We start from the raw sequence: 25,550 nt of genomic DNA, 5'->3' as shown, positions 1-25,550 counted from the left end.
CGCGATCATGGACCGCATCGTCGATATCGCGACGGACGGCCGTCACCTCTCGCTGCATCGCGGATTCCTGCTGGTCACGGAGCAGCGGCAGGAGGTCGGCCGGATCGCGCTGGACGATGTTCATGCGGTGATCGTCCACGCCCATGGCACCAGCTGGAGCGCCAACCTCGTCGCGGCGCTGGTGGAGCGCGGCGCGCCGATCGTCTTCTGCGGATCGAACCATGCCCCGGTCGCGGTCACGCTGCCGATCGAGGGCCATCATGCCCAGAATGCGCGCTTCCGGGCGCAATGGAACGCATCGAAGCCGCTGTGCAAGCAACTCTGGCGCCGCATCGTCGCGGCCAAGATCGTCATGCAGGGATCGTTGCTGGCGGCGCGCGGCGTCGCGGGTGCCGATGCCTTCGCGCTGATCGCGCGGCGCGTCAAATCGGGCGATTCGGACAATCTGGAGGCGCAGGCGGCGCGCCGCTACTGGCCGCTGCTCATGGGCCCCGACTTCCGCCGCGATCGGGACGCGCCCGGCGCCAACGCCCTGCTCAACTATGGCTATGCGGTGATGCGGGCGACCGTGGCCCGTGCCGTCGTCGCCGCGGGCCTGCATCCCACCATCGGCATCAACCACGCCAACCGCGGCAACGCCTTCGCGCTGGCCGACGATCTGGTCGAGCCGTTCCGCCCGCTCGTCGATGCGCTGGTGGTGGCGATGCTGGCCGGCGGGATCGATACGCTCACCCCCGCGCACAAGCGGCAGTTCGCCCGGCTGATCGCGTTCGACGTCGCGATCGGCGGCGAGGCATCCCCGGTATCGCTTGCCGCCGTGCGCCTCGCCCAGTCGCTCGCGCGCGCGTTCGAGACCGGACGGCCCGCCCTCGCCTGCTTCGATCCGCCAACGCCGGCCGCATGGTCCGCGCTGGCCCGGATCGATCCGGCGGACGCCGCGACCGGATGAGCGACCCGTCCTTCCTGAGCGGCTATCGGCTGATGTGGATCTTCGTGATGTTCGACCTGCCCGTGGGCACCAGGAAGCAGATGCGCGACGCGACCAGGTTCCGCCAGTTCCTGCTGGACGAGGGGTTCGAGATGAGCCAGTTCTCGGTCTATGCCCGCTTCTGCAGCGGCAGGGACAGTTTTAACGCCCACCTCGCGCGGATCGAGCGCAACCTGCCCGAGAAGGGCGAGGTGCACATCCTCACCTTCACCGACCGGCAATATGAAAACATCGTCCGATTCTCGAGCCAGCGACGCAAGCGCCCGCGGAAAAATCCCGACCAGCTCGCGCTATTCTGATGCCCGGCGCCGGAAACGGGCTCCGGATGCGCCGGTTTTCGCCAACGATATCAGCGATGTACCAACACATCCGGTATAGCCACTCAGAAATCGCGCGCCAACCGCAACGTCGTCTTCCGCCGCCGCTTCGATCGCCGCGGTATAGCCACTCAGAAATCGCGCGCCAACCGCAACCGCGAAATGCTTCGGATGACCCAAAAGCCGGGTATAGCCACTCAGAAATCGCGCGCCAACCGCAACACGGAGCCCGCAACTGACGTGCTGGTCGCGGTATAGCCACTCAGAAATCGCGCGCCAACCGCAACTTCGGCGAGAATGTGGATCAGATGATCGTCGGTATAGCCACTCAGAAATCGCGCGCCAACCGCAACAGCCAGTCGGTTGCTTGCAGAGACGGCATCAGGTATAGCCACTCAGAAATCGCGCGCCAACCGCAACTAATCGAGGAACAGGCGGTTGCGGACGTGTGGTATAGCCACTCAGAAATCGCGCGCCAACCGCAACCTCGACGCGCGCGGTTCTGCGCGTCGATATCGGTATAGCCACTCAGAAATCGCGCGCCAACCGCAACAGAATGCAGCCGCTGCATGATGACGATGATGGTATAGCCACTCAGAAATCGCGCGCCAACCGCAACATTGGAACACACCGGCATTTGCCACCCGCTGGTATAGCCACTCAGAAATCGCGCGCCAACCGCAACGGCGGTCGCAAGCGCCAAGCTTTTAACGACGGTATAGCCACTCAGAAATCGCGCGCCAACCGCAACTATTGCGCGGGGCCATTTGACCGGGATTGGGGTATAGCCACTCAGAAATCGCGCGCCAACCGCAACACACGGGTAAGACGCATCAGGAGCAGCGAGGGTATAGCCACTCAGAAATCGCGCGCCAACCGCAACAAGACGGGCGATATCGACATTCGCGTGACGGGTATAGCCACTCAGAAATCGCGCGCCAACCGCAACCTCTGCGAGACGACATCATGAACCCGCAGTGGTATAGCCACTCAGAAATCGCGCGCCAACCGCAACGAGGGCATCTTCGACGCCACCGCCCTCAATGGTATAGCCACTCAGAGATCGCGCGCCAACCGCAACGGATAGCAGCGGCCTTCTTCATCAGATCGGGTATAGCCACTCAGAGATCGCGCGCCAACCGCAACGCCTTCGTCAATCTCGCCAACACCATGGCGGGTATAGCCACTCAGAGATCGCGCGCCAACCGCAACACGGCGAAGCATCGTCGCAGTCGTCGAAAAGGCATGGCCACCCACGACACCGCGCGCCAACCGCAACGTCTCCAAACCGGCAACCGGCCCGGACGACCCGCTGCCCGTTTCGCCGGCACGACGGTCCACTGCCTGCGCCCGTCCCCGGAAATCCACGCGACCGTATCAACCCGGAGCACGACGAACCGCGCGAAGGGGAACCGGCAGCGCATGGCCGCACGTCGCACGTCGCGCAGCGCCGTCGGCCCGTTCCCGGCAACCGGGTCGATGCCGACGCCCCGGCCCGAACGCCCGCGAACGATCGTCCGGCGGTGCCGGGTCTATCGCTTGCTGAAGGCGGCGAGGCCGCGCAGGATCGCGCCGCGTTGCTCGACGATCGCGAACGGCATCTCGCGCAGGCGGTTGCGCATCGGTCCGCCGCTGCGGAAGGCGTCGCAGAAGGCGTCGCGCATCGCGGGCCGGTCGAGCATCGCGATCGCCGAGCCGCAAAGATAGACCCCGTTCCACGCGGCGGACGTCAGCGCGACCATGGCGCAATAGCGACCGAGGATGGTCGCCAGCATCGCGTCGTCGCGGTGCGGGAACGTGGCGGGGCGCAGGAGAAAGCCGATCCGCATCAGGGCGATCAGCATCTCCTCATAGGTCACGCAGCCGTCGGAGCGGATGAACCGCGCGACCTCGCCTTCGGCGGCGGTCTGCGGGGTGAAGGGTATGTGACCGGCCTCGCTGGCGGTGACGAACGCCGTTCCGTCGCGGTGGAGGGTCGCCGCGCCGAGCCCGCGATCCGCGAACACGACGATGCTGCAACCGCCGTCCGGATCGTCGCGCGGTCGACCGGTCCCGAACGGGTGCAGCGGCTGGCCGTCGAGCGTGGCATGGGCGATCGCCGACACGTCGTTCAGGATCGCAACGTCGCGTCCGGTGACGGCGAACAGGCCGGATCGCGACACATACCACCGGCCGTTCGTCACGCGGATCGCATCGTCGTGGATCGCCCCGGCGACCGCGACGCACAGGCGGGTGCCGTAGAGGTTCAGCCGATGCCGGTCGGCATAGCGTATCAAGGCGTCGCTGAAGGTCGGATAGCGGGCCGCGGCCACGGTTTCCGTCGCGGACATATTGCTCCCGTCGCTTCGCTGCAACGCGAACTCGACGCTGTCGGGGCCGATCGCGGCCAGAACGGTGGGCGGGGTCATGGCGCGGTCTCCGCCGCGAGCGTCGGCCACCGCTCGAGGATCGCGCTGACGGTTCCGTTGGTCCATCCGAAGCCGTCCTGCACCGGATATTCGCCGCCGCCGCCGGGCGTGCGCGCCTCGACATTGTATTTCTCCAGCATCCGGCCGGTCTCGGCATAGGCCGCCGCGACCGTCCCGATCCAGCGGCGGGCGATCTCGCGCGCGAGCGGTTCGTGGCGATAGCGCGCGAGGCCGTCGATCGCGACCCATTGCAGCGGCGCCCAGCCATTGGGTTCGTCCCATTGCTGTCCGCTCCGCCGCGTCGTGACGCGCAACCCGCCGGCGGCCAGCAGCGATCGGCGGACGGTGTCGGCGACCGCATCGGCCTGCGCCTGGCCCGCGAGGCCGACGAACAGGGGATGGAGCATCGCGGCGTTCACGCTGTCGGTCGGCTGCCCGGTGGAGCGGTCCCGGTCGGCATAGCGCCGCGCGTCCGCCAGCCACAGATAGCGATCGATCGCCGCCTTGCGCCGGGCGGCGGCGGTCGCGAACCGTGCCGCCGTCGCACGATCGCCCGCGGCGGCGGCGCGGCGGGCGACGGCGCGCTCCATCGCCCACAACAGGCTGTTGAGATCGACCGGCACGATGTCGGTCGTGTGGATGCTGGCCAGCCGCGCCGGATCGCGCAGCCAGCGCGAGGAAAAATCCCAGCCGCTTTCCGCCCCGGCGCGCAGGTCGCGATAGGTCTGCGCGACCGGCCGGGGCGCGGCGGCTGCCGCGGTCGCCACGTCCTCGGCATAGGATTCGTCGCGCGGCCCGTCGACGTCGTCGTAATAGCGGTTGAGCAGGCTGCCGTCGGGCATCCGCACGACGCGGGCGCAGGCACCGGCGGCATCGAGGCACGCCGCCCCCTGCATCCAGTACGCATGTTCGGCCTTCAGCGCGCGCAGCCGCCGCGCCGCCGTCGCGGGATCGCGGTTCGCCGACAGGTCGAGCATCAGGGCGTAATAGGGCGGCTGCGACCGGCCGAGGTAATAGGTGCGCGTCCCGTTGGGGATATGGCCGTGGCGTTCGATCAGCGCGGTGAAATTGTCGAGCATCGCCTCGACCAGCGCGTCCTGCCCGTCGGCGCGCAGCCCCAGCATGGTGAAATAGCTGTCCCAGTAATAGATTTCCTGAAACCGCCCGCCGGGTACCACATGGCGCGCGGGCAGCGGCAGCGCCGAACTGCCCGGCACCGCCTGCTCCGGTTCGCGGACCAGTTGCGGCCACAACCGGCGGACATGTCCGCGCAGGTCGCCCCGGTCGTTCTCGCCGCGCACCACGAAGTTGGCGAGGACGAACGCCCGGAGCGCCGCCCCCGTCGGGCGCAGGCGTTCGTAATCGGCGCGGATCGCGGCGGGATCGCGCCGCGGCACGGCATCGGCAAAGGTCTTGCCGTCGGGAAAGATGCGGGCGGTCTGCACCGCCACGAACATCGGGCCGTACAGCCGGGCGGGCGGCACCTGCGCCATGGCGGGCGCGGCGGCGGCCAGGGCGACGGCGAACGGAATCGAATGGCGCGGCATCGCGAACCCCTGATGGAAAAAGGAAAGGGGCGGCCGCCCGCCGCCATGCGACGGACGGCCGCAGGGGGGAGGCGTCAGAAGCGGAAGGCGGCGGCGAAGCGGAGCGACCGGCCGAGGATCGGACGGGCGAGAATCGTGCCGCTGCCCTGCGTGCCGATGGTGCGCGGATTGCCCTCGGTCAGCCCGATCGCGTCGGTCAGGTTGTCGCCCACGATCTGGAACTGGATCCGGCGGGTCAGGTCGATGGTGACGCCCGCGTCCAGCTTGTAATAGCCCGGCAGCAGCTGCTGGTTCTGCACGTCGGAGAAACGGTCGCCGACATAGCCGATCGTCGCGAAGACCCCGGCCCTGCCCGCCGCGCCGATCGCCACGTCATAGGCAGGGGTCACGCGCCATTGCCATTTCGCCTGCCGCTGTACCCGGTTGCCGGTCAGGTCGGTCCGCCCGCCGTCGGTGAAGAAGTCGCGGTAGCTCGCGTCGAGATAGGTCGCCGACCCGCCGACCGAAAAGCCCCCGAACGGGCGGAGCTGCCCTTCCAGCTCGACGCCGGTCGCCTTGGCGCCGCCGACCGATGCGATCGGGGCGCCCGCCGCGATCACCGTGGTCGCAAGGCCGTCGAAGCGGTTGTGGAACACCGTCGCATACAGGTTGGCGATGCCCGAACTGACCTTCAGCCCGCCTTCATAGCTGTCGACCTGCGGCGCGACGTCGATCCCGTCGCGCAGATTGTCGAAGAAGGGAAAGCTGTTCCCCCGGCTGTAGCGCAGGAACATGCCGACCTGCCGGGTGAATTCGTAATTGGCGCCCGCCGTCCACGACCATGCGCCGCCGCGGTAGCGGACGGTGCGGAAGCTTCCGTCGAGCCGCGCCTCGCCGTTGTCGTAGAGCGTCAGCGGATTGCCGTCGAGGCCGCCCGCGCCCGGCGCCGGGGCGAGGTTCTCGAGCGTGCCGTCGACGCGGTGGTGCTGATAGCGGACACCGGCGTCGATCCGCAGCGCGTCGGTCAGCCGGAATTCATCGACCGCATATCCGGCGATGTCCTCCCCGGTATAGTCGGCGTTCACCTTGAAGAACGATCCGCCCGCAACGCCGTTGCGGGTGACGACCGCGCCGTTGGTCAGCGTCATGTCGACCCGCCGCGCATTGGGTTCGGCGACGAGCAGCAGGCTGTTGCCGAGGTTCCAGCGATCGCGCGAGGTATAGCGGGTGTAATAGACGCCGCCGGTCAACGTGTTGCGATCGCCCTTCCATTCGAGCGCGGCGTCGTTGACGAAGGCGCCCAGCTCCTTCTCGACGGTCCACATCCCCGCTTCCAGCACCGGCGTGGCGGCGGACAGCGCGCCCGCCCCGCCCGTCGCGCGCAGCGTCGCGATCGTGCCGCCCTTCGCCGCGGCATAGGCGGCGGCCGTGACCGGCGCGCCGACCGGGACCAGCCCGGTGGTGTCCGCATCGCCCCCCAGCCAGCTGGCCCGGTCGCGGAACGACAGGCCGTCGGCGAGTTCATATTCGAGGTTGCCGCCGACATTGCCGATCCGCGCGCCGCGCCCGTCGGCCAGGTCGACCCGGCTGCCGTCGTTGCGCACGCCGAAGCGGTTGTCGTTGCCTGCCAGCGTCCCGCTGCCCGCGGCGAACCCCGGATAGGCGGCGATCGCGTCGCCGTCCTGCACGACCGGGATCGGCAGCAGCCATTGCCCGCGATCGTCGAGATAGCGCCCGAACAGCAACAGCGATCCCCGTCCGCCGAGGTCGCGCCGGACATTCGCGGTGATCTGCCCGCCGCGCTCCGCCTCGAACTGCGGATCGCGCAGGCCGCGCGACACCGAATAATAGCCGCCGACCATATAGGTCGTCGCGCCGTCGATCGGCCCGGCGACATACGCATCCGCGCGAAGCTCGCCGAAATCGGTCGCGGACAGCTTCACCAGCCCTTCCTGCCGTTGCCGCCCTTCGCGCTGGACGAGGTTGATCGTCAGCCCCGGCTGCCCGTTCGAGAACAGCGCACCGGTTCCGCCGCGCACCGCCTCCACGCGCAGCACCGTCTCGTCGATGCGGATCAGCTGCGTATTCTCGAGGAACGACAGCGTGGGCGGCGGGAAGAACGGCACGCCCTGCGTCTGGAAGGTGACATATTCGGCATCGCCGCCGGAGGGATAGCCGCGCACGAAGATGTTCGCGCCGGTCTTGCCGCCCGAGGATTCGGTGCTGACGCCGGGCACCGCGCGCAGCACCTCGGCGGTGCTGGCGGTCCCGAGCCGCTGTGCCAGCGCATTGTCGATCGTGGTGACGGCATAGGCCGCGTCCTGTCGCCGGGTACCGGCCCCGGCGGTGCCGATCACGACGATTTCCTGTTCCGCCTCGGCCGGTTCGGCCTGCGCCGTCGCCGGAGGCTCCTGCGGTGCCGCCGCCGCCCGGCTGCCGGCCTGCGACGCGGGTGGCGCGACGGGCACGGCGACGATCAGATAGGCGCCCCCGTCGGTGCGCCGATGGGTCAGGCCCGATCCCCTGAGCAACGCCGCCAGCGCCGCGTCGACCTCCATCCGCGCATGCACGCCGGGCGCCTTCTTGCCGCGCACCAGCCCGGGCGCGAACAGGATCTGCCGCCCGCTCTGCCGCGAGAAGCGCAGCAGCGCGCGCCCCAGATCCTGCCGCTCGATGCTGACGCTGACCGCCGCCTGCGCCGACGCGGTGTAGGTCGTCCCCGCCAGCACGAGCCCCAGCGCGCCCAGGCGCATGCCGCCCGCGATCGCTGCCCGGTATCCGTTCATTCCACCCTCTCCTGATCGTCGATCCACGTCCGGGATCGTTCGGAGGGGCAAGACGCAGCCGGTCGGAAAACCCGAACCTGCCGCCGCGACTTTTTTTTCAGCGGCGCGACGAAATGCGGATCGCGCCGCCCGGCTGGCGGTGGACCTCGACCGGGAAACCCGATGTCAGCGCCGCGAGGAACGGCGCGCTTTCCCCGGTACGGAACGCGCCGCTGATCCGCAGCCGCGCGGCGCGATCGTCCGCGATCGTGATCGGCTGCGGCAGATACCGGTTCATCTCCGCCACCGCGCCCGCCAGCGGCGCGTCGCTGAACTCGACCCTGCCCTCGCTCCAGCTTGCCAGTGCCCGTGCCGCCCCCGGCAGGTGGCGGATCGCCGCGCCGGTCGGGTCGACGGTCAGGATGTCGTCGGGCACCATCGCGATCGGCCGGTCGCGCCGCACACCGTCGCGCACCGATACCCTGCCCTCGATCAGCGCCACCTCAGTCGCGTCCGACCGGAGCCGCACGTCGAACTGCGTGCCATGCGCCACGACCTCGCGTCCGCCCGCGGCCACGACGAAGGGGCGCGGCTGGTGCCCCGCCACCTCGAACAGCGCCTGGCCGCGTTCCAGCACGAGACGGCGTTCGGCATCGCCATAGGCGACGCGCACGACGCTGTCGGTGTTCAGCATCAGGCGCGAACCGTCGCGCAACGTCACGGCAAGCCGCTGTCCGGGTTCGGTGCGATAGACCGGGCCGGACGGCGCCTGTGCCGTGGCGTCCGGTGCGGAACGTATCGATGGCGTCGGCGCGAACGTCAGGACGGCCAGCGTCGCGGCGACCGCCGCCGCCCCCGCCGACCAGATCGGCCAGCGGCGCGGGCGGCGGTTCAGCACGCTGCGGGCGACCGCGGCATGGCGCAGCCCCAGCAGCGCCGGATCGTCCGCCATGTCCGCCACGGCGGTCCGCGCGACGGCGATCCGCTGCCACGCCGCGTCGTTGTCGGGGTGCGCCTTCCACGCCGCGAAGCGCCGTCGCTCGGCAGGGCCCGCGTCGCGCAGCCGCTCGACCCATTCCGCCGCTGCCACCATGCGCGGATCAGCCGCCATGATAGTCCGCCAGTCGCTCGGCGACATAGGCCAGCGCCCGTGCCTGATGCTTCTCCGCCGCGCGGGTCGATATGCCCATCGCGCGGGCGACCTCGGTCATCCTGCATCCCTCCAGCATGCGCAACACGAACACGTCGCGGGTCCGTTCCGGCAACTCTTCCAGCACCTCGCGCAACCGCTCCGCCGCCTGTCGTCCCTCGAGGACGCGATCGGGCGCGAAGTCCGAACCGGGCAGGTCGCAGGTCTCGATCGGGACGCTCGCATCCTCGTGACGCACCTTGTCGCGTCGCGCCCGGTCGCGCAGCACGTTGGCGGCGGTGACGAAGATGAAGCTGTCGCGCTCCTGGATGCCGCCGGGATCGTCGATCCGGCTGAGGCGCAGGAACACCTCCTGCACCAGATCGGGCACGTCCTGGTCCGACGCGGTACGGCGCCGGAAATACCGGGTCAGCGGCTTGCTGTAGGACGCGATGAGTTCCTGCAGCGTCCCGAGCCGCCCTTCCTGTTTCTCCGGATTTTCCCGAGGCGCGATCATCCCGCGTGACTCGGGCAAGAATGCGACACCGTCAATGGCCGATGCCCGGCGCGGCGGGGTCGCGCACGTCCACATCCGTCGAACGATATCATCCAGTCCGATCCCGCATCGATCCAACCGCTGTTTGGTTTGGACGCCCCGGACCCCGCTTGATACCCGACGAGGGACAGCGAGGCCCGTCGGCCGTCCGCGAACGAGCATGGGAAACAGCGATGGCCACCACCGATCCGACCACGATGATGCGCCGCATGGGCGGGGGGCTGCTGTCCTTTCCCGTCACCCATTTCGACCGGGACGGGGGCTTCGTCGAGGACGCCTATCGTGCGCATTGTGCATCGATGCTCGCCCATCCGCTGACCGGGCTGTTCGCGGCGGGCGGCACCGGCGAGTTCTTCTCGCTCACCCCGGCGGAGGTCGCGCGCGTCGTCGCCGCGGCGGTCGATACGGCGGCGGGCAAGGTGCCGGTCATCTCGGGCTGCGGCTATGGTACCGGGATCGCCGTCGACATCGCCCGCGATGCCGAGGCGGCGGGGGCCGACGGGCTGCTGCTGCTGCCCCCCTATCTCGTCGGATCGAAGCAGGCGGGCCTTGCCGACCATATCGAACGGGTGTGCCGCGCGACCGGCCTCGCCGTCATCGTCTACAACCGCGACAATGCGGTGGTCGACGACGAGACGCTGGCGCGGCTGTGCGAGCGCAACCCCAATCTCGTCGGCTACAAGGACGGGGTCGGCGATATCGAGCTGATGACCCGCATCCATGCCCGGATGGGCGACCGCCTCACCTATATCGGCGGCCTGCCGACCGCGGAGACCTTCGCCACCCCCTATCTGACGATGGGCGTCACCACCTATTCCTCGGCGATCTTCAACTTCCTGCCCGAATGGGCGCTGGCCTTCTACGCAGCCGTCCGTGCGCAGGACCATGCGACGGTGCTCGCCGAACTGAAGCGCTTCGTCCTGCCCTATATCGCGCTGCGCAATCGCGGTGCGGGCTATGCGGTGTCGATCGTCAAGGCGGGGATGCGCGTCGTCGGGCAGGATGCGGGGCCGGTGCGCAGCCCGCTGACCGACCTGTCGAGCGACGAGGAAGCGCAGCTGCGCGTGCTGATCGAGGGTGTCCGCACCCCCGTCCGCGCGGCGGCGTGATCGGCGCGTGCCGCTTCGCCCCGCTCTGGTCGGCATTGCTCCGCGAAGGCAGCCGTGTCGTATCCCGGCGAAGGCCGGGGTACGGGGCGTTTCGGGTCGGGCGCGCGACGTTCGCACGGGAATCCGGGTGAGGGAGGGAAGCAGGCAGCCCTCGCTGGCCACCGCCCCGAGGCCGTTCTAGCATGGTCCCCATGTTTGAACTGAGCCAGCTCCGCTGCTTCGTCGCCGCCGCCGAGGAACTGCATTTCGGTCGCGCGGCGGCGCGGCTGAACATGACCCAGTCGCCGCTCAGCCGCCAGATCCAGCTGCTCGAACGCATCCTCGACGTGACGCTGCTCGAGCGCACCAGCCGCACCGTGGCACTGACCCCGGCGGGTCGCCTGTTCCTCGTCGAGGCCAAGCGCATCGTGCGCCTGTCCGAAAGCGCGGCGCTGGCGGCAAGGCGCGTGGCGAAGGGCGACGAGGGGCGCGTCGCGATCGGCTTCACCGCCGTGTCGGGCTATACGCTGGTGCCGCAGGTGGTGGCGCAGGCGCGCATGGCGCTCCCCAACATCCACCTCGAACTGCACGAGATGGTGACGACCGATCAGGTGGAGGCGCTGCTGACCGGCCTGATCGACATCGCCTTCGTGCGGCCCCCGGTGGACCGGCACGAATTCGAGACGCTGGCGGTGCGCCACGAACCGCTGGTCGTCGCGCTGCCGCCGGGCGATCCGCGCGCGGGGCAGGCCGATTTCCGCCTTGCCGATTTCGATGCGACCCCGCTCATCATGTATGCGCGACAGGGTGCCGGCTATTTCCACGCGCTGCTCGCCGGGCTGTTCGACGGCGCGGGCGTGGCCCCCGACTACGTCCAGCATGTGACGCAGATTCATTCGATGCTGGGGCTGGTCCATGCCGGTCTCGCCGCCGCGATCGTGCCCGAATCGGCGACGGGCCTGCACCTGCTCGACGTGCAGTTCCGCGCGCTCGTCACCGATCCGCCGCTGCCGGTCGAGCTTCACCTCGCGTGGCGGCGCGACAATGCCAATCCGGCGCTCGAACCGATGCGGCGGCTGTGCGCCGACGTGGTCGCGTGATCGACCGGCGCAGCGTCCTTGCGGGCCTTGCCGCGGTGCCGGTCGCGGCGCGTGGCAGCCCGGCCGATCCGGTCGTGACGACCACCCATGGCCGGGTGCGCGGCCTGCGCGACGGCGGCGTCGCGGTGTTCCGCGGGCTGCGCTACGGCGCCGACACCGCATCCCGCCGCTTCGCGCGCGCGATCCCGCCCACGCCGTGGCAGGGCATCGCCGACGCCACCCGCTACGGCCGCGCCGCGCCGCAGACCCGCGCGACCGAACCGACGTCGGAGGACTGCCTGTTCCTCAACGTCTGGACCCCCGCCGCCGATGCCGCGCGGCGGCCGGTGATGGTCTATCTCCACGGCGGTGCGCACGCCCATGGCTCGGGCAGCGATCCGCTGACCGACGGTGCGAACCTCGCCCGGCGCGGCGACGTGGTGGTCGTCACGCTCAACCACCGGCTGGCCGGGCTCGGCTATGCCTGTCTGGCGGCGCTGGGCGGCCCGGCGGAATCGGGCAATGTCGGCAATCTCGACATCGTGCTGGCGTTGCAATGGGTCCGCGCCAACATCGCCCGCTTCGGCGGGGATCCCGAACGGGTGATGCTGTTCGGCCAGTCGGGCGGCGGGGCGAAGGTCGTGACGCTGATGGCGATGGCCGAGGCGCGCCCGCTGTTCCACCGCGCGGTCACGATGAGCGGCCAGCACGTCACCGCCGCCGGTCCGCGCAACGCCGCCCGCCGCGCGCGGGCATGGATGGAGCGCGCGGGCGCGCGCAGCGTCGCCGAACTCGCGACGCTGCCGGTCGAGCGGCTGGTCGCGGCGATGGCGACGCCCGACCCGATCGAAGGCAAGGGCGAGATCAGCTTCACCTCGACGCTCGACCACCGCGTCCTGACCCGCCATCCCTTCTATCCCGACGCCCCGCGCGAGGCGGCGCATATCCCGCTGATCTGCGGCAACACGCGGGACGAAACCGGCTACTGGCTGCGCGACATCCTGCTGCGGGGCGATACCGACTGGGCGAACCTGCCCGACCGGCTGTCGGCGCAGATGGTCAAGGACATGGACCCGGCGTTCGTCGTCGAACGCTACCGCGCGCTCTATCCGGCGCGTACGCCGGGGCAGATCCTGCTCGCCGCCTCCACCGCCGGGCGATCATGGCCCGGCCATCTGATCCAGGCGGAGGCGCGCGCCGCACTGGACGGTCCGACATGGATGTACCAGCTCGACTTTCCCGCGCCGGAAGGCGGCGGCGTGCTGGGGGCCTATCACACGCTCGACATCCCGCTGGTGTTCGCCAACACCGGCGTGGCCGACGCCCCGAGCGGGGACGGCGCGGCGGCGCGCGCGCTGTCGGCGACGATGGCCGATGCCTTCGTCCGCTTCGCCGCGACGGGCGATCCGAACGGCGGCACCCTGCCCGCATGGCCGCGCTTCACGCTGCCGACCCGCGCGACGATGATGTTCGACCGCGACCCCCGCGTCGAGAACGACCCCCGCCGCGACGAACGCCTGCTGTTCGCGGTCGCCCCCTATATCAAGCCGGGCGGCTAGGAGCGGACGCGATCGTTCCCGCGTAGCCGGCATCCTCCCCGGCACGGGGAGGGGGACCAGCGAAGCTGGTGGAGGGGGATCGCCGCGAACACGACGCTCGCCGCTGCGGACGCCAGCCTCCCACGCGACGGCGGCTTTCCTACACCCCCCGAACCATGCCATGCTGTCCGCATCGCCCGCGAACCGGGACCGCGCCGATCAGGTCCGAAAACGGGCTTCATAAGTGTAAACTTTGTAAACTTTGGCCTCGTTCACACCCGGTCCCACGGAAAGTCGAGGCGCGGCATCTGCGCATAACGCCGCATCGTCACCGCGATCCGTGCCCCACATCCCGGCTCGATCCGCAGCGTCGCGCCGCGTCCAGCCACGTCGTGCGACCGGCCGTCGATCGTCAGCCGTTCCAGCCGGTGCTCGCCCCATGCCCCGCCCTGCATCGCCACCACGCGCGGGGCGTCGGACAGGTTGACCAGCACCACCGTCACGCCGCGGTCGTCCATCGCCTCGACCAGCGCCGCCACCCCGTCGGGCAGGCCCGCGCGCCGCTTGTCCATGTCGAACCAGCGCAGCCGACAGTGGAGCGGCACGCCGCCCTGCGGCGGCGAGGTCGGCGACCATGGCGGGCGGGCGATGTGCAGCCCGCCGGTCGTCTGCTGGATCAGCGCGGTGACGCTCGCCGGGTTCTTGTCGAGCGTCCAGTCGGCCAGCCGGTTGTCGGGCAAGGTCGTGTCCCCCTCGACCAGCGCCAGCCGCTCGCGCACCCGCGTCAGGTCCGCCTCCAGCGCGCGCTCGGCCCAGCCGGGGTTCCCGCCCTCCAGGAAGCCGATCCACGGATGCGCGCCCGCCGCCGCGCGGTCGGCGGGGGATTGGGTCACATACCATATCTCGAACCCGTTGGTGCGGTGCGGCCCCGGCTTCCACCCGTACCAGCCGTTCGCGCCGTACATGGTGGGGGTATGCCACTGGCCGTCGATCGTCCGCCCCGCCGCCTCGATCCGGTCGCGCTGCCGCCGCCACAGCTCGATGTACGCGCTATCGCCGGTCAGCAGCGTGCCGTTGAGGAACGCGGGCAAGGCACGCAGCACCCGGTTGCGGTTCTCCCGCTCGCCGGTCTGCGGGACCAGCGGCGAAAAGCCCCAGCCATAGACCCCGCCCCACCAGCGCCCGCCCGCCGACCCGCCAATCGTCCCGTCCAGCCCGATATTGCTCGGCAGGATGTCGTCGTTCGCCCGCGCCCGCTCGACCCAGCCGCCCAGATAGTCGAGCACCCAGCGCCGGTACCGCTCGCCCCCGCCCAGCGCATAGGCGTTGAGGCCCAGCATGGTGCAATGGGTGTTGAGCGGGGTGTCGCCCACCACCTCCATATATTCGGCGTAATGGCCGAGCGTCTGGGCGTAACTCTCCTCGCCATGCTCCATGCGGAAGCGGCGGGTGTCGAACGGATCGCCCGCCCAGTCGAGCGCGCTGGCGGGATGCAGCATCGGCCCCCGGCTGCCGTTCATCGCGCTCTTCACGATGCGGTGGCGCGGGTCGTAGTTGGGCGCGGCCGGATCGGCCCCGGTATAGAAATCGGCGAAGCGACAGGTGCGCTCGATCAGCTTCGCGTCCTGCGGCGTGTTCAGCCCCATGCGGTTGAACCCGGTCAGCCCCTCCGAATTATGCTGCCAGTCCATCTGCACCGGAAACTCGCGGTGGTACATGCCCCGGCGCGCGATGGCGACATCGACCGTGCGCGCGGCGGCATATTGCCGCAGATGCCCTTCCCAGAAGCGCCGCGCCATGGTGAGCACGTCGTCCGCCCCGCCCAGCGCATGGAGCAGTTCCCAGTCGTTGGTCGCCTCCGCCGCATCGTCCGGCCCGTCGTTCGCACCCCAGCGCGGAAATATCTTCAGATACCCGCGCGCATCGACATATTTCGCGTAATAGGCGCGGCACGCGGCGGCATTGGCGGCGAGCAACGCGCGTTGCAGCACCGCCCAGCGCGGCGGTGCCATCGGCGTGGCGATCCGCACGACCGGCGTCGCGGCGCGCGCGGCGGCGGGCAGCAGCAGGCTCGCCCCCGCCCCGGCGAGGAACCCCCGCCGCGCGATCACTTCGCCAGCTCCAGCCGCCGGATCGGCCCGACGATGCCGTAGAAGGCGACGATGGTCAGCAGGCAGTGCGCCCCGACGAACACCAGCGCCAGATCGAACGATCCGGTCGCCGCGACGATATAGCCGACGACGATCGGCGTCACGATGCCCGCGACGTTCCCGAACATGTTGAACACGCCGCCGGCAGTCCCGGCCAGTTCGCGCGGGGCGACGTCGGACATCACCGCCCAGCCGAGCGACGCCACCCCCTTGCCGAAGAAGGCGAGCGACATCAGCGCGACGACCATCCATTGCTGCTCGACGAACACGCAACCGATGATCGCACTGGCGAGGATCATGCCGACCAGCAGCGGCAGCTTGCGCGCGGTGTCCAGCGAACCGGTGCGCGCCAGCAACCGGTCGGAGACGAACCCGCCGAGCAAGCCGCCCGCAAAGCCGCACAGCGCCGGGGCAGCGGCGGCGAACCCCGCCTCCATGATGTTCAGCCCGCGTTCCTTGACCAGATAGATCGGGAACCAGGTGACGAAGAAATAGGTCAGCACGTTGATGCAATATTGGCCGAGATAGATGCCGATCATCATCCGGCTGGAGAGCAGTTGCCGCACGTTCGCCCAGGTGAAGGTCGACACCCGCCCAGGCTGTGCATCCTCCATCCGCACCAGCCCGCCGCCCGCCTCGATCAGTTCGACCTCGGCGGCGTTGATCGCCGGGTGGCGCACCGGGCTGTGGATGTAGCGGACGAACACGGCCGCCGCGATCACGCCGATCGTCCCCATCGCGAAGAACACCGATCGCCAGCCGAAGTCGTGGACCAGCCAGCCCATGAACGGCGCGAAGGCGACCAGCGAGAAATATTGCGCCGAATTGAAGATCGCCGAGGCGGTGCCCCGCTCGCGCCCCGGAAACCATGCCGCGACCAGCCGCGCGTTGCCGGGAAAGCTCGGCGCCTCCGCCAGCCCGACGAGGAAGCGTAAGCCGAACAGCATCGTGATCGCCGATACGCCCGGCACCAGCCCGACGAACCCCTGGGTCGCGGTGAAGACCGACCACAGCGCGATCGCGGCGGCATAGACCCGCCGCGTCCCGAACCGGTCGAGCAGCGCGCCGCCGGGCACCTGCGCGATGACATAGGCCCATGCGAACGCCGACAATATATATCCGGTCGCGACCGGCGACAGGCCGAGTTCGGCCGACGCCGCGCTGCCCGCGATCGAGAAGGTCGCCCGGTCGGCATAGTTGATCGACGTGATGAGGAAGATCAGCGCAATGATGCGGTAGCGGACATGCGTCGGGCGCGCGCCATCCGCGGCGATGCCCGTAACCGACTGAACCGTCATCGCGCTCTCCCTGTCCGCCGGATGCGGGTCCGGCCCTTGTCGTTGGCAGCGACGCTACCGGCAGGCGCGGGCGGGGTCCAAGTCAAAAACGCGCATGATCCAGCCACGTTTCGGCTGGATCGCGCCCGGATGACGGGACTTGCCGGGGCGGATGGTGCGGGTCGCGCAATGATCGATGCGGAATCGGAATTGGCGTCGGACGCTTTGCTGCGGATAGGCAAGGCTCAGACAAGCCGGCCACAGACGCCGGTCCATAGAGGGGATGATCCATGGCCGGCATCACACAGTTTCGCCACCTGCTCGTCGTCACCAGCGCCCTGGTCGCGCCGGGCATCGCATCGGCGCAGGGCATGCCCGAGACCAATGTCGAGAAGGCGGCCCGAGCGCCCGGCGCGCAGAACGACACCGCCTCCCCGCCGCCGTCGCCCGCCGCGCCGGTCGAACCGGACGTGACCGACGCCGCCGACGGCGAGATCGTCGTCACCGGTTTCCGCGAGAGCCTGACCAGCGCGATCAACATCAAGCGCAACAGCACCTCGGCGATCGACGCGATCAAGGCGGAGGACATCGCCGAATTCCCCGACCTGAACCTCGCCGAATCGCTGCAACGCATCCCCGGCGTGGCGATCAGCCGGGTGAACGGCGAAGGCCGCAACATTTCCGTCCGCGGGCTCGGCCCCGAATATACCCGCGTGCGCATCAACGGGATGGAGGCGATCGGCACCACCGGCGGCACCGACAATTCGGGCGGCGTGAACCGCGGGCGCGGGTTCGACTTCAACATCTTCTCCTCCGACCTGTTCAACAGCCTCGCGGTGCGCAAGACCGCGACCGCGGATGTGGAGGAAGGCTCGCTCGGCGCGACCGTCGATCTCCAGACCGCCCGCCCGTTCGACTTCAAGAAGTCGACCGCCGTCGTCTCGGCGCAGGCGAGCTACAACGACCTGGCGGAAAAGGTGACGCCGCGCGTCTCGACATTGCTCACCACCACCACGTCCGACGGGCGGTTCGGCGTGCTGCTGTCGATCGCGTACGAACAGCGCAAGCTGCGCGAGGAAGGCGCGAACATCACGCGCTGGACCTATGGCGGGTTCAACGGCGGCTTCGACCCCCGCTCGACGATCGCGGGCAAGACGATCGCCGAGATCAACGACGCCAACCCCGACACCGCGCTGTTCCACCCGCGCATCCCCGGCCTCGTCAGCTACGACATCGAACAGGAACGGCTGGGCGCGGCGCTGTCGCTGCAGTTCCAGCCGACCGATGCGACGCTGCTGACGATCGACGGCCTCTATTCGCGGCTCGACGGCACGCGCAGCGAAGCGCAGTTCCAGGCGATCGGCTTCAGCCGCTCGGGCACCGGCAAGCCGCAGACGATCATCCGTTCGGGCGTAGTGGACGAGAACAACAACATCGTTTCCGGCACGTTCGACAATGTCGACCTGCGCACCCAGGCGCGCTTCGACAAGCTGACCACCGATTTCTATCAGATCACCGGCACGCTGGCGCAGGATCTGGGCGATCGGGTGAAGGTCGGCGGGGTCGTCGGCTATGCGCTGTCCGACTTCCGCAATCCCATCCAGACGACGGTCACGCTCGACGCGGCGAATACGCAGGGGTTCTTCTACGACTTCTCGACCCGCTTCCCGACGATCCGGCCGGGCGTGGATATCGCCAACCCGGCGACCTTCGCCTTCACCAACGGCACCTCCGAGGTCCGCATCCGCCCGCAGACCGTCACCAACAGCTTCCTCAATGCCAAGGGCTTCCTCGAATGGAAGGCGACCGATGCGGTCAAGCTGAAGGTCGGCGCCGACTGGCGGCGGTTCGACTATGACTCGACCGAACGCCGCCGCACCTCGGGCGAGAGCGTCGTGCAGACGCTGACCCCGGCGCAGATCGCCGCCGGTACCCGCCTGTACGACGGCTTCGGCAAGGGGATCAACGTGCCCGCGGGTACGCCGGGCGGCTGGATCGTGCCCGACCTCGCGGCGTTCGAGCAGCTCTACGGCCTCTATTCCAACCCGCTCTACGCGACCGGCGGCGTCGAGGCGACCTCGGCGCGGGGCTCCTATACGACGGTGCGCGAGCAGGACACCGGGCTGTGGGCGATGGGCGAGTTCAACCTCGCCGATGCCGGGCTGCCGGTGCGCGGCGACATCGGGGTCCGCTATGTCCGCACCGACCAGCGCTCGACCGGCTATGCCAGCCGCGGCACCGCCTTCGACCTCGTGGTCGCCGAGCGCGACTACGGGAACTGGCTGCCGTCGGGCAACATCGTGTGGGACATCACGAACAACCTGCTGTTCCGCCTCGGCGCGGCCAAGACGATCGCGCGCGCCGGGATCGGATCGCTGTCGCCCGGCGGCAACGTCTCGATCTCGGGCGGCAATCGCGGCTTCTCCAGCGGCAACCCCGATCTCAAACCCACCGAATCGACCAATGTCGACGTGGCGATCGAATGGTATCCGACGCGCGGCGCGCTCTATGCCGCGTCCTTCTTCCACAAGGACATCAGCACCTTCGTCCAGACGCTGAGCGTCGACGTGCCGTTCAGCGAACTGGGCCTGCCCGCCTCGATCCTCGCGGGCACCTCGGCGCTGCCGACCGACGTGTTCATCGTCAGCCGCCCGGTCAATTCGGACGGCGGCAAGCTCAAGGGGTTCGAGGTCAACGTCCAGCAGCCGCTGAGCTTCCTGCCCGGCCTCCTCCAGAACTTCGGCGTGCTGGCGAACTATACCTATGTCGACTCGAACATCCGCTACCTGACCGGCACCGGCAGCGTGACCCAGCCGCTGATCGGCCTGTCGAAGCATGCCGCCAACGGCACGCTGTATTTCGAGACGCCGCGCTTCTCGATCCGCGGCTCGGTCGCCTATCGCTCGCGCTACCTGACGGCGGTGCCGGGGACCGAGGGCAACAGCTACAACGGCACCAGCGCCACGACCAATTTCGACGCGCAGGTCTCGTACGACGTGACCGACGCCTTCAAGCTGAGCCTCGAGGCGATCAACATCACCGATACGTTCAACGACCAGTTCGTGGACGAGAGCAACCGGCTGAACGTCCGCACGCACAGCGGACGACAGTTCCTGCTCGGCGCACGCTACGCCTTCTGACGTTCCGCGCAGAACTTCTCCCCGCTGCGCCATCCTCGGCCGCCCCGCGACGGGCGGCCGTTCTGTGCGTGAAGGGCGGTGCGGGGACGGCGGAAGCCCCTTGCGCGGTGGAGCGAGGGACGGCAGCTTGGCGTCCGGCCCTGCCCCGGCAGGCGCGATGACCGTCCGTTGAGGTGCCATGCCGCGATCGAAAGGCGATCGGCGCTGCCCGCCGCCGCGCCCGCACATCCCCCACCATGCTGCGCACCGCCGCGCATGACCGCCGACGATCCGGCGCTGCGGCTGCGGCAGGTGGCGGACCTGCTGGCACGGCGGCGCTTCGCCGAGGCGCGCAGCGCGATCGAGCCGCTCGCAAGGGCGATGCCGGATATCGCGAAGGTGCAGCATCTCCTCGGCATTGCGGCGATGCGGCTGGGCGACGGTCCGGCGGCCGGGCGTGCGCTCGCGGCGGCACAGCAGGCCGCGCCGCGCGACGCGGAGATCGCCGCCGATCGTGCCCGGCTGTTGCTCGCGCTGGGCCGGGCGGCAGAGGCGCTGGCGGCGACCGATACGATCGCCGCTGCGGGCGACGCGCCCGACCCGCTGCTGGTCGAACGCGCGCGTGCGCTCAAGGCGCTGGGCCGGATCGACGAAGCGGTCGCCGAACGCGCGCGGATCGTCGCGCGCAATCCCGCCGATGCCCGGGCGCAGCACAATCTCGCCGCGGCGGCGGGCGACGCCGGGGATGCCGAGCGGGCCGAGACGGCGGCGCGCGCCGCGATCGCCGCCGGGGGCGATGCGCCGGAGACATGGCTGGTGCTGGCCCGCGCGCTCCAGGCGCTCGGCCGGTTCGACGAAGCCGAAGCGGCGTTCGGCGCGGCGATCCACCGTCGGCCCGACTATGTCGATGCCCGACGCGATCTGGCGCAGCTGCACTGGATGCGCAGCGGCGATGCACAGGCGGCATTGGCGATGCTGGAGGTACCCGCCGTGCAGGGTGCGTCCGCGGCACGGCTGCGGGCGATCGCGGCGCGGCTGCTCGCCGATGCGGGCGATCCGCGCGCGGGCTATGCCCGTCTCCTGCACCGCCCCGTCACGGGCGATGCGATGCTGGAGATGACCGCCGCGCATCTGGCCGCCCGCTTCGATCCGGCGCGTGCCGTCGCGCATGCGGCCCGCGCGGCGGCGCTGGCGCCGGCGAACGACCGCGCCGTACGGTGTCTGGTCGAGGCGCTGCTGGCGGCGGGCGATCCGCGGCAGGCGATGGCGCGGATCGCCCCGCTGCGCACCGCCCTGCCGCTCGATCAGGAACTGATCGCGCTCGAATGGACCGGGTGGCGGCTGACCGGCGATGCGCGCGCCGACGCGCTCTACGATTATGCCGCCTTCGTCCGGGCCGCGCCGATCGCGCCGCCGCCGGGCTGGTCCCGGCTGGACGACTATCTGCGGGATCTCGCGGCGGGGCTCGGCGATCTGCATCGGCTGCGCACCCATCCGCTCGACCAGTCGCTGCGCCACGGCACGCAGACCGGTGCCGACCTGCGCCGCAGCCGCCACCCGGCGATCGCCGCATTCCGCGACGCGATCGCACCGGCCGTCGCCGACTATCTCGACCGGCTGGGCACGGGGCCGGACGTGCTGCGCCGACGCAACGCCGGGCGGGCGGCGCCGGGGGGCATGTGGTCGGTCCGGCTGCACCCGGGCGGCTTCCATGTCGACCATATCCACCCGCACGGCTGGCTGTCGTCCGCCTGCCATATCGCGGTGCCTGCCGACGACGGCATGCGCGGGGGATGGCTGAAGTTCGGCCAGCCCGGCATTGCCACGTCCCCTGCCCTCGGCCCCGAACACTGGGTTCCGGCGCGGGCGGGGCAGATCACGCTGTTCCCCTCCTATATGTGGCACGGCACGGCACCGTTCGGCGGCAACGAGTCGCGGCTGTCGATCGCGTTCGACCTGATGCCCGCCTGATCGCGCTGCCCTTCTGCTGCACCTGCACACGTCCCGGACAGGAAAAATGTCAAGGATTACAAATTATTTATCCATATAATCATTAGCTTATGAAAAAATCCACTATCAAGGACCAGTTAAGTGGATTTTTCTATGGCGTCGCGGAACAATCTGCGTCACTCTGATGACACAGACGAGAGCCGCAGTCGGCAAGTCCGATAATGCGATGCCCGAATAGTCGCTCAACACGCTTTTGATGAATGCCGTTCGTTGCACAGCTGAACCTGACAAGGTTTCGGCGGGGGCCAGTTGCGACCGGAAGTACCGACAGTATCGGCGTAGCGTAAACAACCAGCGATACCATAATATACAATTGGAGAGGCGATCGCACGCATTTTGACGGGGACAAAATGACATGCCGCACTATCTTCGTGATGCCTTGCGCAATCATCCGTGCGTTATCAACCGCGGAATGTTGCTTGCTTCCGCCAGCATCGTCGCAGGACTGATTGCCGGCACGGGACCGGCATTTGCCCAGACGAGCGCCACGGCACCCGTTGCCGCCGCCGCCGCGTCCGAACAACTGGCGTCGCTCGACGGCGCGGCACAGGAAGCGCCGGTAGCACTGGCTGCGGGAACGGCGCAGCCTGCGGAGGAGCCGGGCGAGGATATCGTCGTCACCGGATCGCTGATCGCCCGGCCCGATTATCAGGCGAACAGCCCGATCGTATCGGTCGGCGCGGAAGCGATCGCGGCGACCGGGCAGATCACGGTCGAACGCGCGCTGTCGCAGATGCCGCAGTTCGCGGGCGGCCTCGGCCAGTCCAACACCTCCACCACCGGTACCGGGCTGAACGGCGGACAGGCCAATGCGTCGCTGCGCGGCCTGGGGTCGAAGCGCACGCTGATCCTGCTCGACGGCAAGCGGCTCCAGCCGTCGAACCCCGACGGCTCGATCGATCTCAACACCATTCCCGAAGCGCTGATCTCGAACATCGAGGTCATCACCGGCGGTGCGTCGACGACCTATGGGTCCGATGCGACGGCGGGCGTGGTGAACTTCCGCCTGAAGCGCGATTTCAGCGGACTGGCGCTGCGGGCCTTCACCGGCATCACCAACTACGGCGACGGCGCCAATTTCCGCGTGACCGCGACCGGCGGCGGACAGTTCGACGACGACCGCGGCCGCGCGTTCGTCTCGCTCGACTATTCGCGGCGCGACCGCGCCAAACAGGCCAAGCGGCCGTGGTATCCCGAGCGGCAATATTGCTGCGGCGCGAACGAGGCGATCCCCTATGCGGTCGCCTATTTCCCCGGCAACCTGCCGACGCTCGCCTCGGTCAACGCGCTGCTCGCCACCTATGGCGCGGCACCCCTGGTCCCGACGTCGACCGCGACGACCGGGCAGCGCAATTCCTATGCCGGGGAATTCGGCTTCAACAACGACGGCACGCTGTTCACCACCAACGGCGTGCCGGTGCGCAACTTCCGCGGCGTGGAAACCGACGAATATTATCTGATCGACGAATCCGGCTCGCCCTATGTCGGGCAGGGCAAGCAGTTCAAGTTCGGCTTCCGCGGTGGCGACATCCAGTCGGAGATGGAACGCTATATGGCGATGGGCCGGGTGGACTATGACGTCACCGACGCGATCTCGGTGTTCGGCCAGTTCAGCTACACGACCTATATGCAGGATTCGATCGTCAACACGACGCTCTCGAACAACTTCTACACGCCCTCGATTCCCTACAACAGCGTGCTGATCCCGAACGATCTGAAGGCGGTGCTGGCGTCGCGCCCCAACCCCACCGGATCGTTCGCATCGACCAAGTCGTGGCAGGCGATCGGCAACCGGGGGCAGAGCTACAAGTACAACGTCTGGCAGTTCATGACCGGGGCCGACGGCGAACTGGGCATCGGCGACCTTCGCTGGGAAGCCTATGCCACCACCAGCGCCGCCGATTTCTATAACGGGCAGACCGGCGGCCTGAGCGCCAGCCGCCTGATGGCGCTGTTCAACAGCCCGACCGGACAGGTCAGCACCTGTACCGACTTCCGCTATTTCGGCGACTTCCCGATCTCGCAGGGGTGCAGCGACTATCTGACGCGCGATACGCTCAACACGACGAACCTGCGCCAGACGGTGGTGCAGGGCACGCTGGCGGGATCGCTGGTCGAGCTGCCGGCGGGCAAGGTGAAGTTCGCGGTCGGCTCCGACTATCGCTCCAATTCCTTCACCTACAAGGCCGACGAGGCGCTGAACCAGCCGCAGGGCACCAGCTATTTCGCCGACGGCGGCAGCGACATCATCGGCTTCGCATCGCTGCGCTCGTCACAGGGCGAAGTGAAGGTGAAGGAGGTGTTCGGCGAGTTGTTCGTGCCGGTCCTCTACAACACCCCGCTGATCCAGGAACTGAGCCTCGACCTCGGCTATCGCTTCTCCGATTATGACTCGATCGGCGGCACCCACACCTACAAGGTCGATTTCGCCTGGGCCGTGGTGGACGAGGTCCGCTTCCGCGGCGGCTACAACCGCGCGATCCGCGCGCCCAGCCCCGGCGAGTTGTTCGCGCCGGTATCGAACAGCAGCACCGGCATCGGCACCGCCGGCGCGACCGCCATCACCGGCGACCCGTGCGACCGGCGCTCGCAGTTCCGGTTGCAGAACCCGACGCAGGTCCGCGCGCTGTGCCTTGCGCAGGGGATCACGCCCGCCGCCTACGACAGCTTCGCCGCCACGTCGCAGGTATTCCCGCTGACCGGCGGCAACCCCGATCTCGACGAGGAAGTCGCCGACACCTATTCGATCGGTGTGATCCTGGGGTCGCCGTTCGATACCCCGCTGCTGCGCGACCTGAAGCTGTCGGTCGATTATTACGACATCAAGATCCGCGACGCGATCGGGACGCTGGGCATCACCCAGATCGTGCAGTCCTGCTTCAACGTCGGCGGCACCAACCCGACCTTCTCTTCCAGCAACTATTTCTGCCAGCTGCTCGGCCAGCGGCAGGCGAACGGCGAGCTGGGCGCGGGCGCGTCGCAGCCGCTGCTCAACCTCGGCCAGTTCCAGGTGGCGGGGGTGGATGCGCAGCTCGACTGGCGGTTGCGGCTGGACGAGATCGGCCTGGGCGAGGGTGCGGGCACGTTCAGCGTGCGCAGCGTCGTGTCCTATCTCGACAAGTTCAAGATCCAGGACCGCCCCGGCCAGCCGTTCCGCAACTTCGCAGGCACGATCGGCCGCTCGATCGAGGCCAATGCCGGTGTCTCGCACCCGCGGTGGAAGGCGAATACCGGCTTCAACTACGACAATGACGGGTTCGACATCGGGCTGACGTGGATCTTCATCGACAGGATGAAGCACAGCAACACCGTCGCCACCCCGACCGCGACGACGCCGGGGATCAAGGCGTACAGCCTGTTCAACCTGAACATCGGGTTCGACCTGAAGGCATCGGGCGTGTCGATCGCGCTGGGTTCCGCCAATATCTTCAACACCGCGCCGCCGACCTATTCGGACAATATCCCGACCTATGACGGGCAGCTGTACGACATCGTCGGGCGGACGTTCTTCGCTTCTTTGTCCAAGAAGTTCTGACGGGATGCGGGCGCAGCCGCAGATGCGCCCGCATCATCACACCGGGCTGCGACACTTCGATCCGA

16 protein-coding genes and 1 CRISPR repeat array are annotated in these 25,550 nt (G+C 69.0%); of the genes, 8 read left to right on the top strand and 8 right to left on the bottom strand.

All coding sequences use genetic code 11. From position 1 onward, the window contains the following. Positions 1 to 7: 7 nt before the first annotated feature. Both cas1 and cas2 read left to right on the top strand, forming a co-directional pair. On the top strand, positions 8 to 949 hold the full coding sequence (gene cas1, locus ABLE43_RS01700) for a type II CRISPR-associated endonuclease Cas1 (protein WP_348976732.1): 942 nt from the start codon (positions 8 to 10) through the stop codon (positions 947 to 949). Next, on the top strand, positions 946 to 1,287 hold the full coding sequence (cas2, locus tag ABLE43_RS01695) for a CRISPR-associated endonuclease Cas2 (protein ID WP_348976731.1): 342 nt from the start codon (positions 946 to 948) through the stop codon (positions 1,285 to 1,287). Before cas1 ends, cas2 begins: the two co-directional genes overlap by 4 nt. A gap of 72 nt (positions 1,288 to 1,359) precedes the next feature. Beyond that, a CRISPR array of direct repeats spans positions 1,360 to 2,517; the repeat unit is 36 nt; unit sequence GGTATAGCCACTCAGAAATCGCGCGCCAACCGCAAC. A gap of 320 nt (positions 2,518 to 2,837) precedes the next feature. On the opposite strand, the gene ABLE43_RS01690 is transcribed toward cas2, so the two are convergent. The 5 genes from ABLE43_RS01690 to ABLE43_RS01670 all read right to left on the bottom strand — a co-directional run bounded on the left by ABLE43_RS01690 (position 2,838) and on the right by ABLE43_RS01670 (position 9,650). Further along, positions 2,838 to 3,713, bottom strand: coding sequence for a glucokinase (locus tag ABLE43_RS01690; RefSeq protein ID WP_348976730.1), 876 nt, complete (start codon positions 3,711 to 3,713; stop codon positions 2,838 to 2,840). After that, positions 3,710 to 5,260 (bottom strand): alpha,alpha-trehalase TreF, encoded by a 1,551-nt coding sequence (gene treF, locus ABLE43_RS01685; protein WP_348976729.1) that lies wholly within the window; start codon positions 5,258 to 5,260, stop codon positions 3,710 to 3,712. Before treF ends, ABLE43_RS01690 begins: the two co-directional genes overlap by 4 nt. 74 nt (positions 5,261 to 5,334) lie before the next feature. Next, positions 5,335 to 8,025 (bottom strand): TonB-dependent receptor, encoded by a 2,691-nt coding sequence (locus ABLE43_RS01680; RefSeq protein ID WP_348976728.1) that lies wholly within the window; start codon positions 8,023 to 8,025, stop codon positions 5,335 to 5,337. Between the two features lie 97 nt (positions 8,026 to 8,122). Continuing rightward, positions 8,123 to 9,115 (bottom strand): FecR family protein, encoded by a 993-nt coding sequence (locus ABLE43_RS01675; protein WP_348976727.1) that lies wholly within the window; start codon positions 9,113 to 9,115, stop codon positions 8,123 to 8,125. Then, a complete protein-coding gene (locus ABLE43_RS01670) occupies positions 9,105 to 9,650 on the bottom strand; it encodes an RNA polymerase sigma factor (RefSeq protein WP_348976726.1) in 546 nt (181 codons plus the stop codon). Before ABLE43_RS01670 ends, ABLE43_RS01675 begins: the two co-directional genes overlap by 11 nt. Before the next feature lie 212 nt (positions 9,651 to 9,862). On the opposite strand from ABLE43_RS01670, the gene kdgD reads away from it, so the two are divergent. The 3 genes from kdgD (at position 9,863) to ABLE43_RS01655 (ending at position 13,415) form a co-directional block, all read left to right on the top strand. Beyond that, complete coding sequence (kdgD, locus tag ABLE43_RS01665; protein WP_348976725.1) at positions 9,863 to 10,798, top strand: 5-dehydro-4-deoxyglucarate dehydratase; 936 nt, start codon at positions 9,863 to 9,865, stop codon at positions 10,796 to 10,798. Positions 10,799 to 10,989: 191 nt separating this feature from the next. Continuing rightward, positions 10,990 to 11,877 carry a LysR substrate-binding domain-containing protein gene (locus tag ABLE43_RS01660; RefSeq protein ID WP_348976724.1) on the top strand — a complete coding sequence of 296 codons (888 nt, stop codon included), beginning with the start codon at positions 10,990 to 10,992 and terminating at the stop codon, positions 11,875 to 11,877. Next, a complete protein-coding gene (locus ABLE43_RS01655; RefSeq protein ID WP_348976723.1) occupies positions 11,856 to 13,415 on the top strand; it encodes a carboxylesterase/lipase family protein in 1,560 nt (519 codons plus the stop codon). Before ABLE43_RS01660 ends, ABLE43_RS01655 begins: the two co-directional genes overlap by 22 nt. A gap of 251 nt (positions 13,416 to 13,666) precedes the next feature. Here the strand turns inward: ABLE43_RS01655 and ABLE43_RS01650 are convergent, their stop codons facing one another. Genes ABLE43_RS01650 through ABLE43_RS01640 form a run of 3 tightly spaced genes read right to left on the bottom strand, consistent with a single transcriptional unit; the run spans position 13,667 to position 17,097 of the window. Next, positions 13,667 to 15,505, bottom strand: a complete 1,839-nt coding sequence (locus tag ABLE43_RS01650) for a DUF8034 domain-containing protein (protein ID WP_348976722.1) — start codon at positions 15,503 to 15,505, stop codon at positions 13,667 to 13,669. Beyond that, on the bottom strand, positions 15,502 to 16,842 hold the full coding sequence (locus ABLE43_RS01645) for an MFS transporter (RefSeq protein WP_348976721.1): 1,341 nt from the start codon (positions 16,840 to 16,842) through the stop codon (positions 15,502 to 15,504). The genes ABLE43_RS01650 and ABLE43_RS01645 overlap by 4 nt, the downstream gene beginning before the upstream one ends. A 54-nt stretch (positions 16,843 to 16,896) precedes the next feature. Beyond that, positions 16,897 to 17,097 carry a hypothetical protein gene (locus ABLE43_RS01640; RefSeq protein ID WP_348976720.1) on the bottom strand — a complete coding sequence of 67 codons (201 nt, stop codon included), beginning with the start codon at positions 17,095 to 17,097 and terminating at the stop codon, positions 16,897 to 16,899. A 14-nt stretch (positions 17,098 to 17,111) separates the two neighbouring features. Between ABLE43_RS01640 and ABLE43_RS01635 the strand changes: the two genes are divergently transcribed. The 3 genes from ABLE43_RS01635 to ABLE43_RS01625 all read left to right on the top strand — a co-directional run bounded on the left by ABLE43_RS01635 (position 17,112) and on the right by ABLE43_RS01625 (position 25,485). Continuing rightward, a complete protein-coding gene (locus ABLE43_RS01635; protein WP_348976719.1) occupies positions 17,112 to 19,961 on the top strand; it encodes a TonB-dependent receptor in 2,850 nt (949 codons plus the stop codon). A 255-nt stretch (positions 19,962 to 20,216) separates the two neighbouring features. Then, positions 20,217 to 21,911 (top strand): putative 2OG-Fe(II) oxygenase, encoded by a 1,695-nt coding sequence (locus ABLE43_RS01630; protein ID WP_348976718.1) that lies wholly within the window; start codon positions 20,217 to 20,219, stop codon positions 21,909 to 21,911. Positions 21,912 to 22,362: 451 nt separating this feature from the next. After that, positions 22,363 to 25,485, top strand: coding sequence for a TonB-dependent receptor domain-containing protein (locus ABLE43_RS01625; protein ID WP_348976717.1), 3,123 nt, complete (start codon positions 22,363 to 22,365; stop codon positions 25,483 to 25,485). Positions 25,486 to 25,550: the final 65 nt, after the last annotated feature.

The organism is Sphingomonas silueang, assembly GCF_040049155.1.
GTDB lineage: Bacteria > Pseudomonadota > Alphaproteobacteria > Sphingomonadales > Sphingomonadaceae > Sphingomonas > Sphingomonas silueang.
Note: the sequence above shows the minus strand (reverse complement) of the source record. Positions and strands in the feature narration are given on the sequence as shown.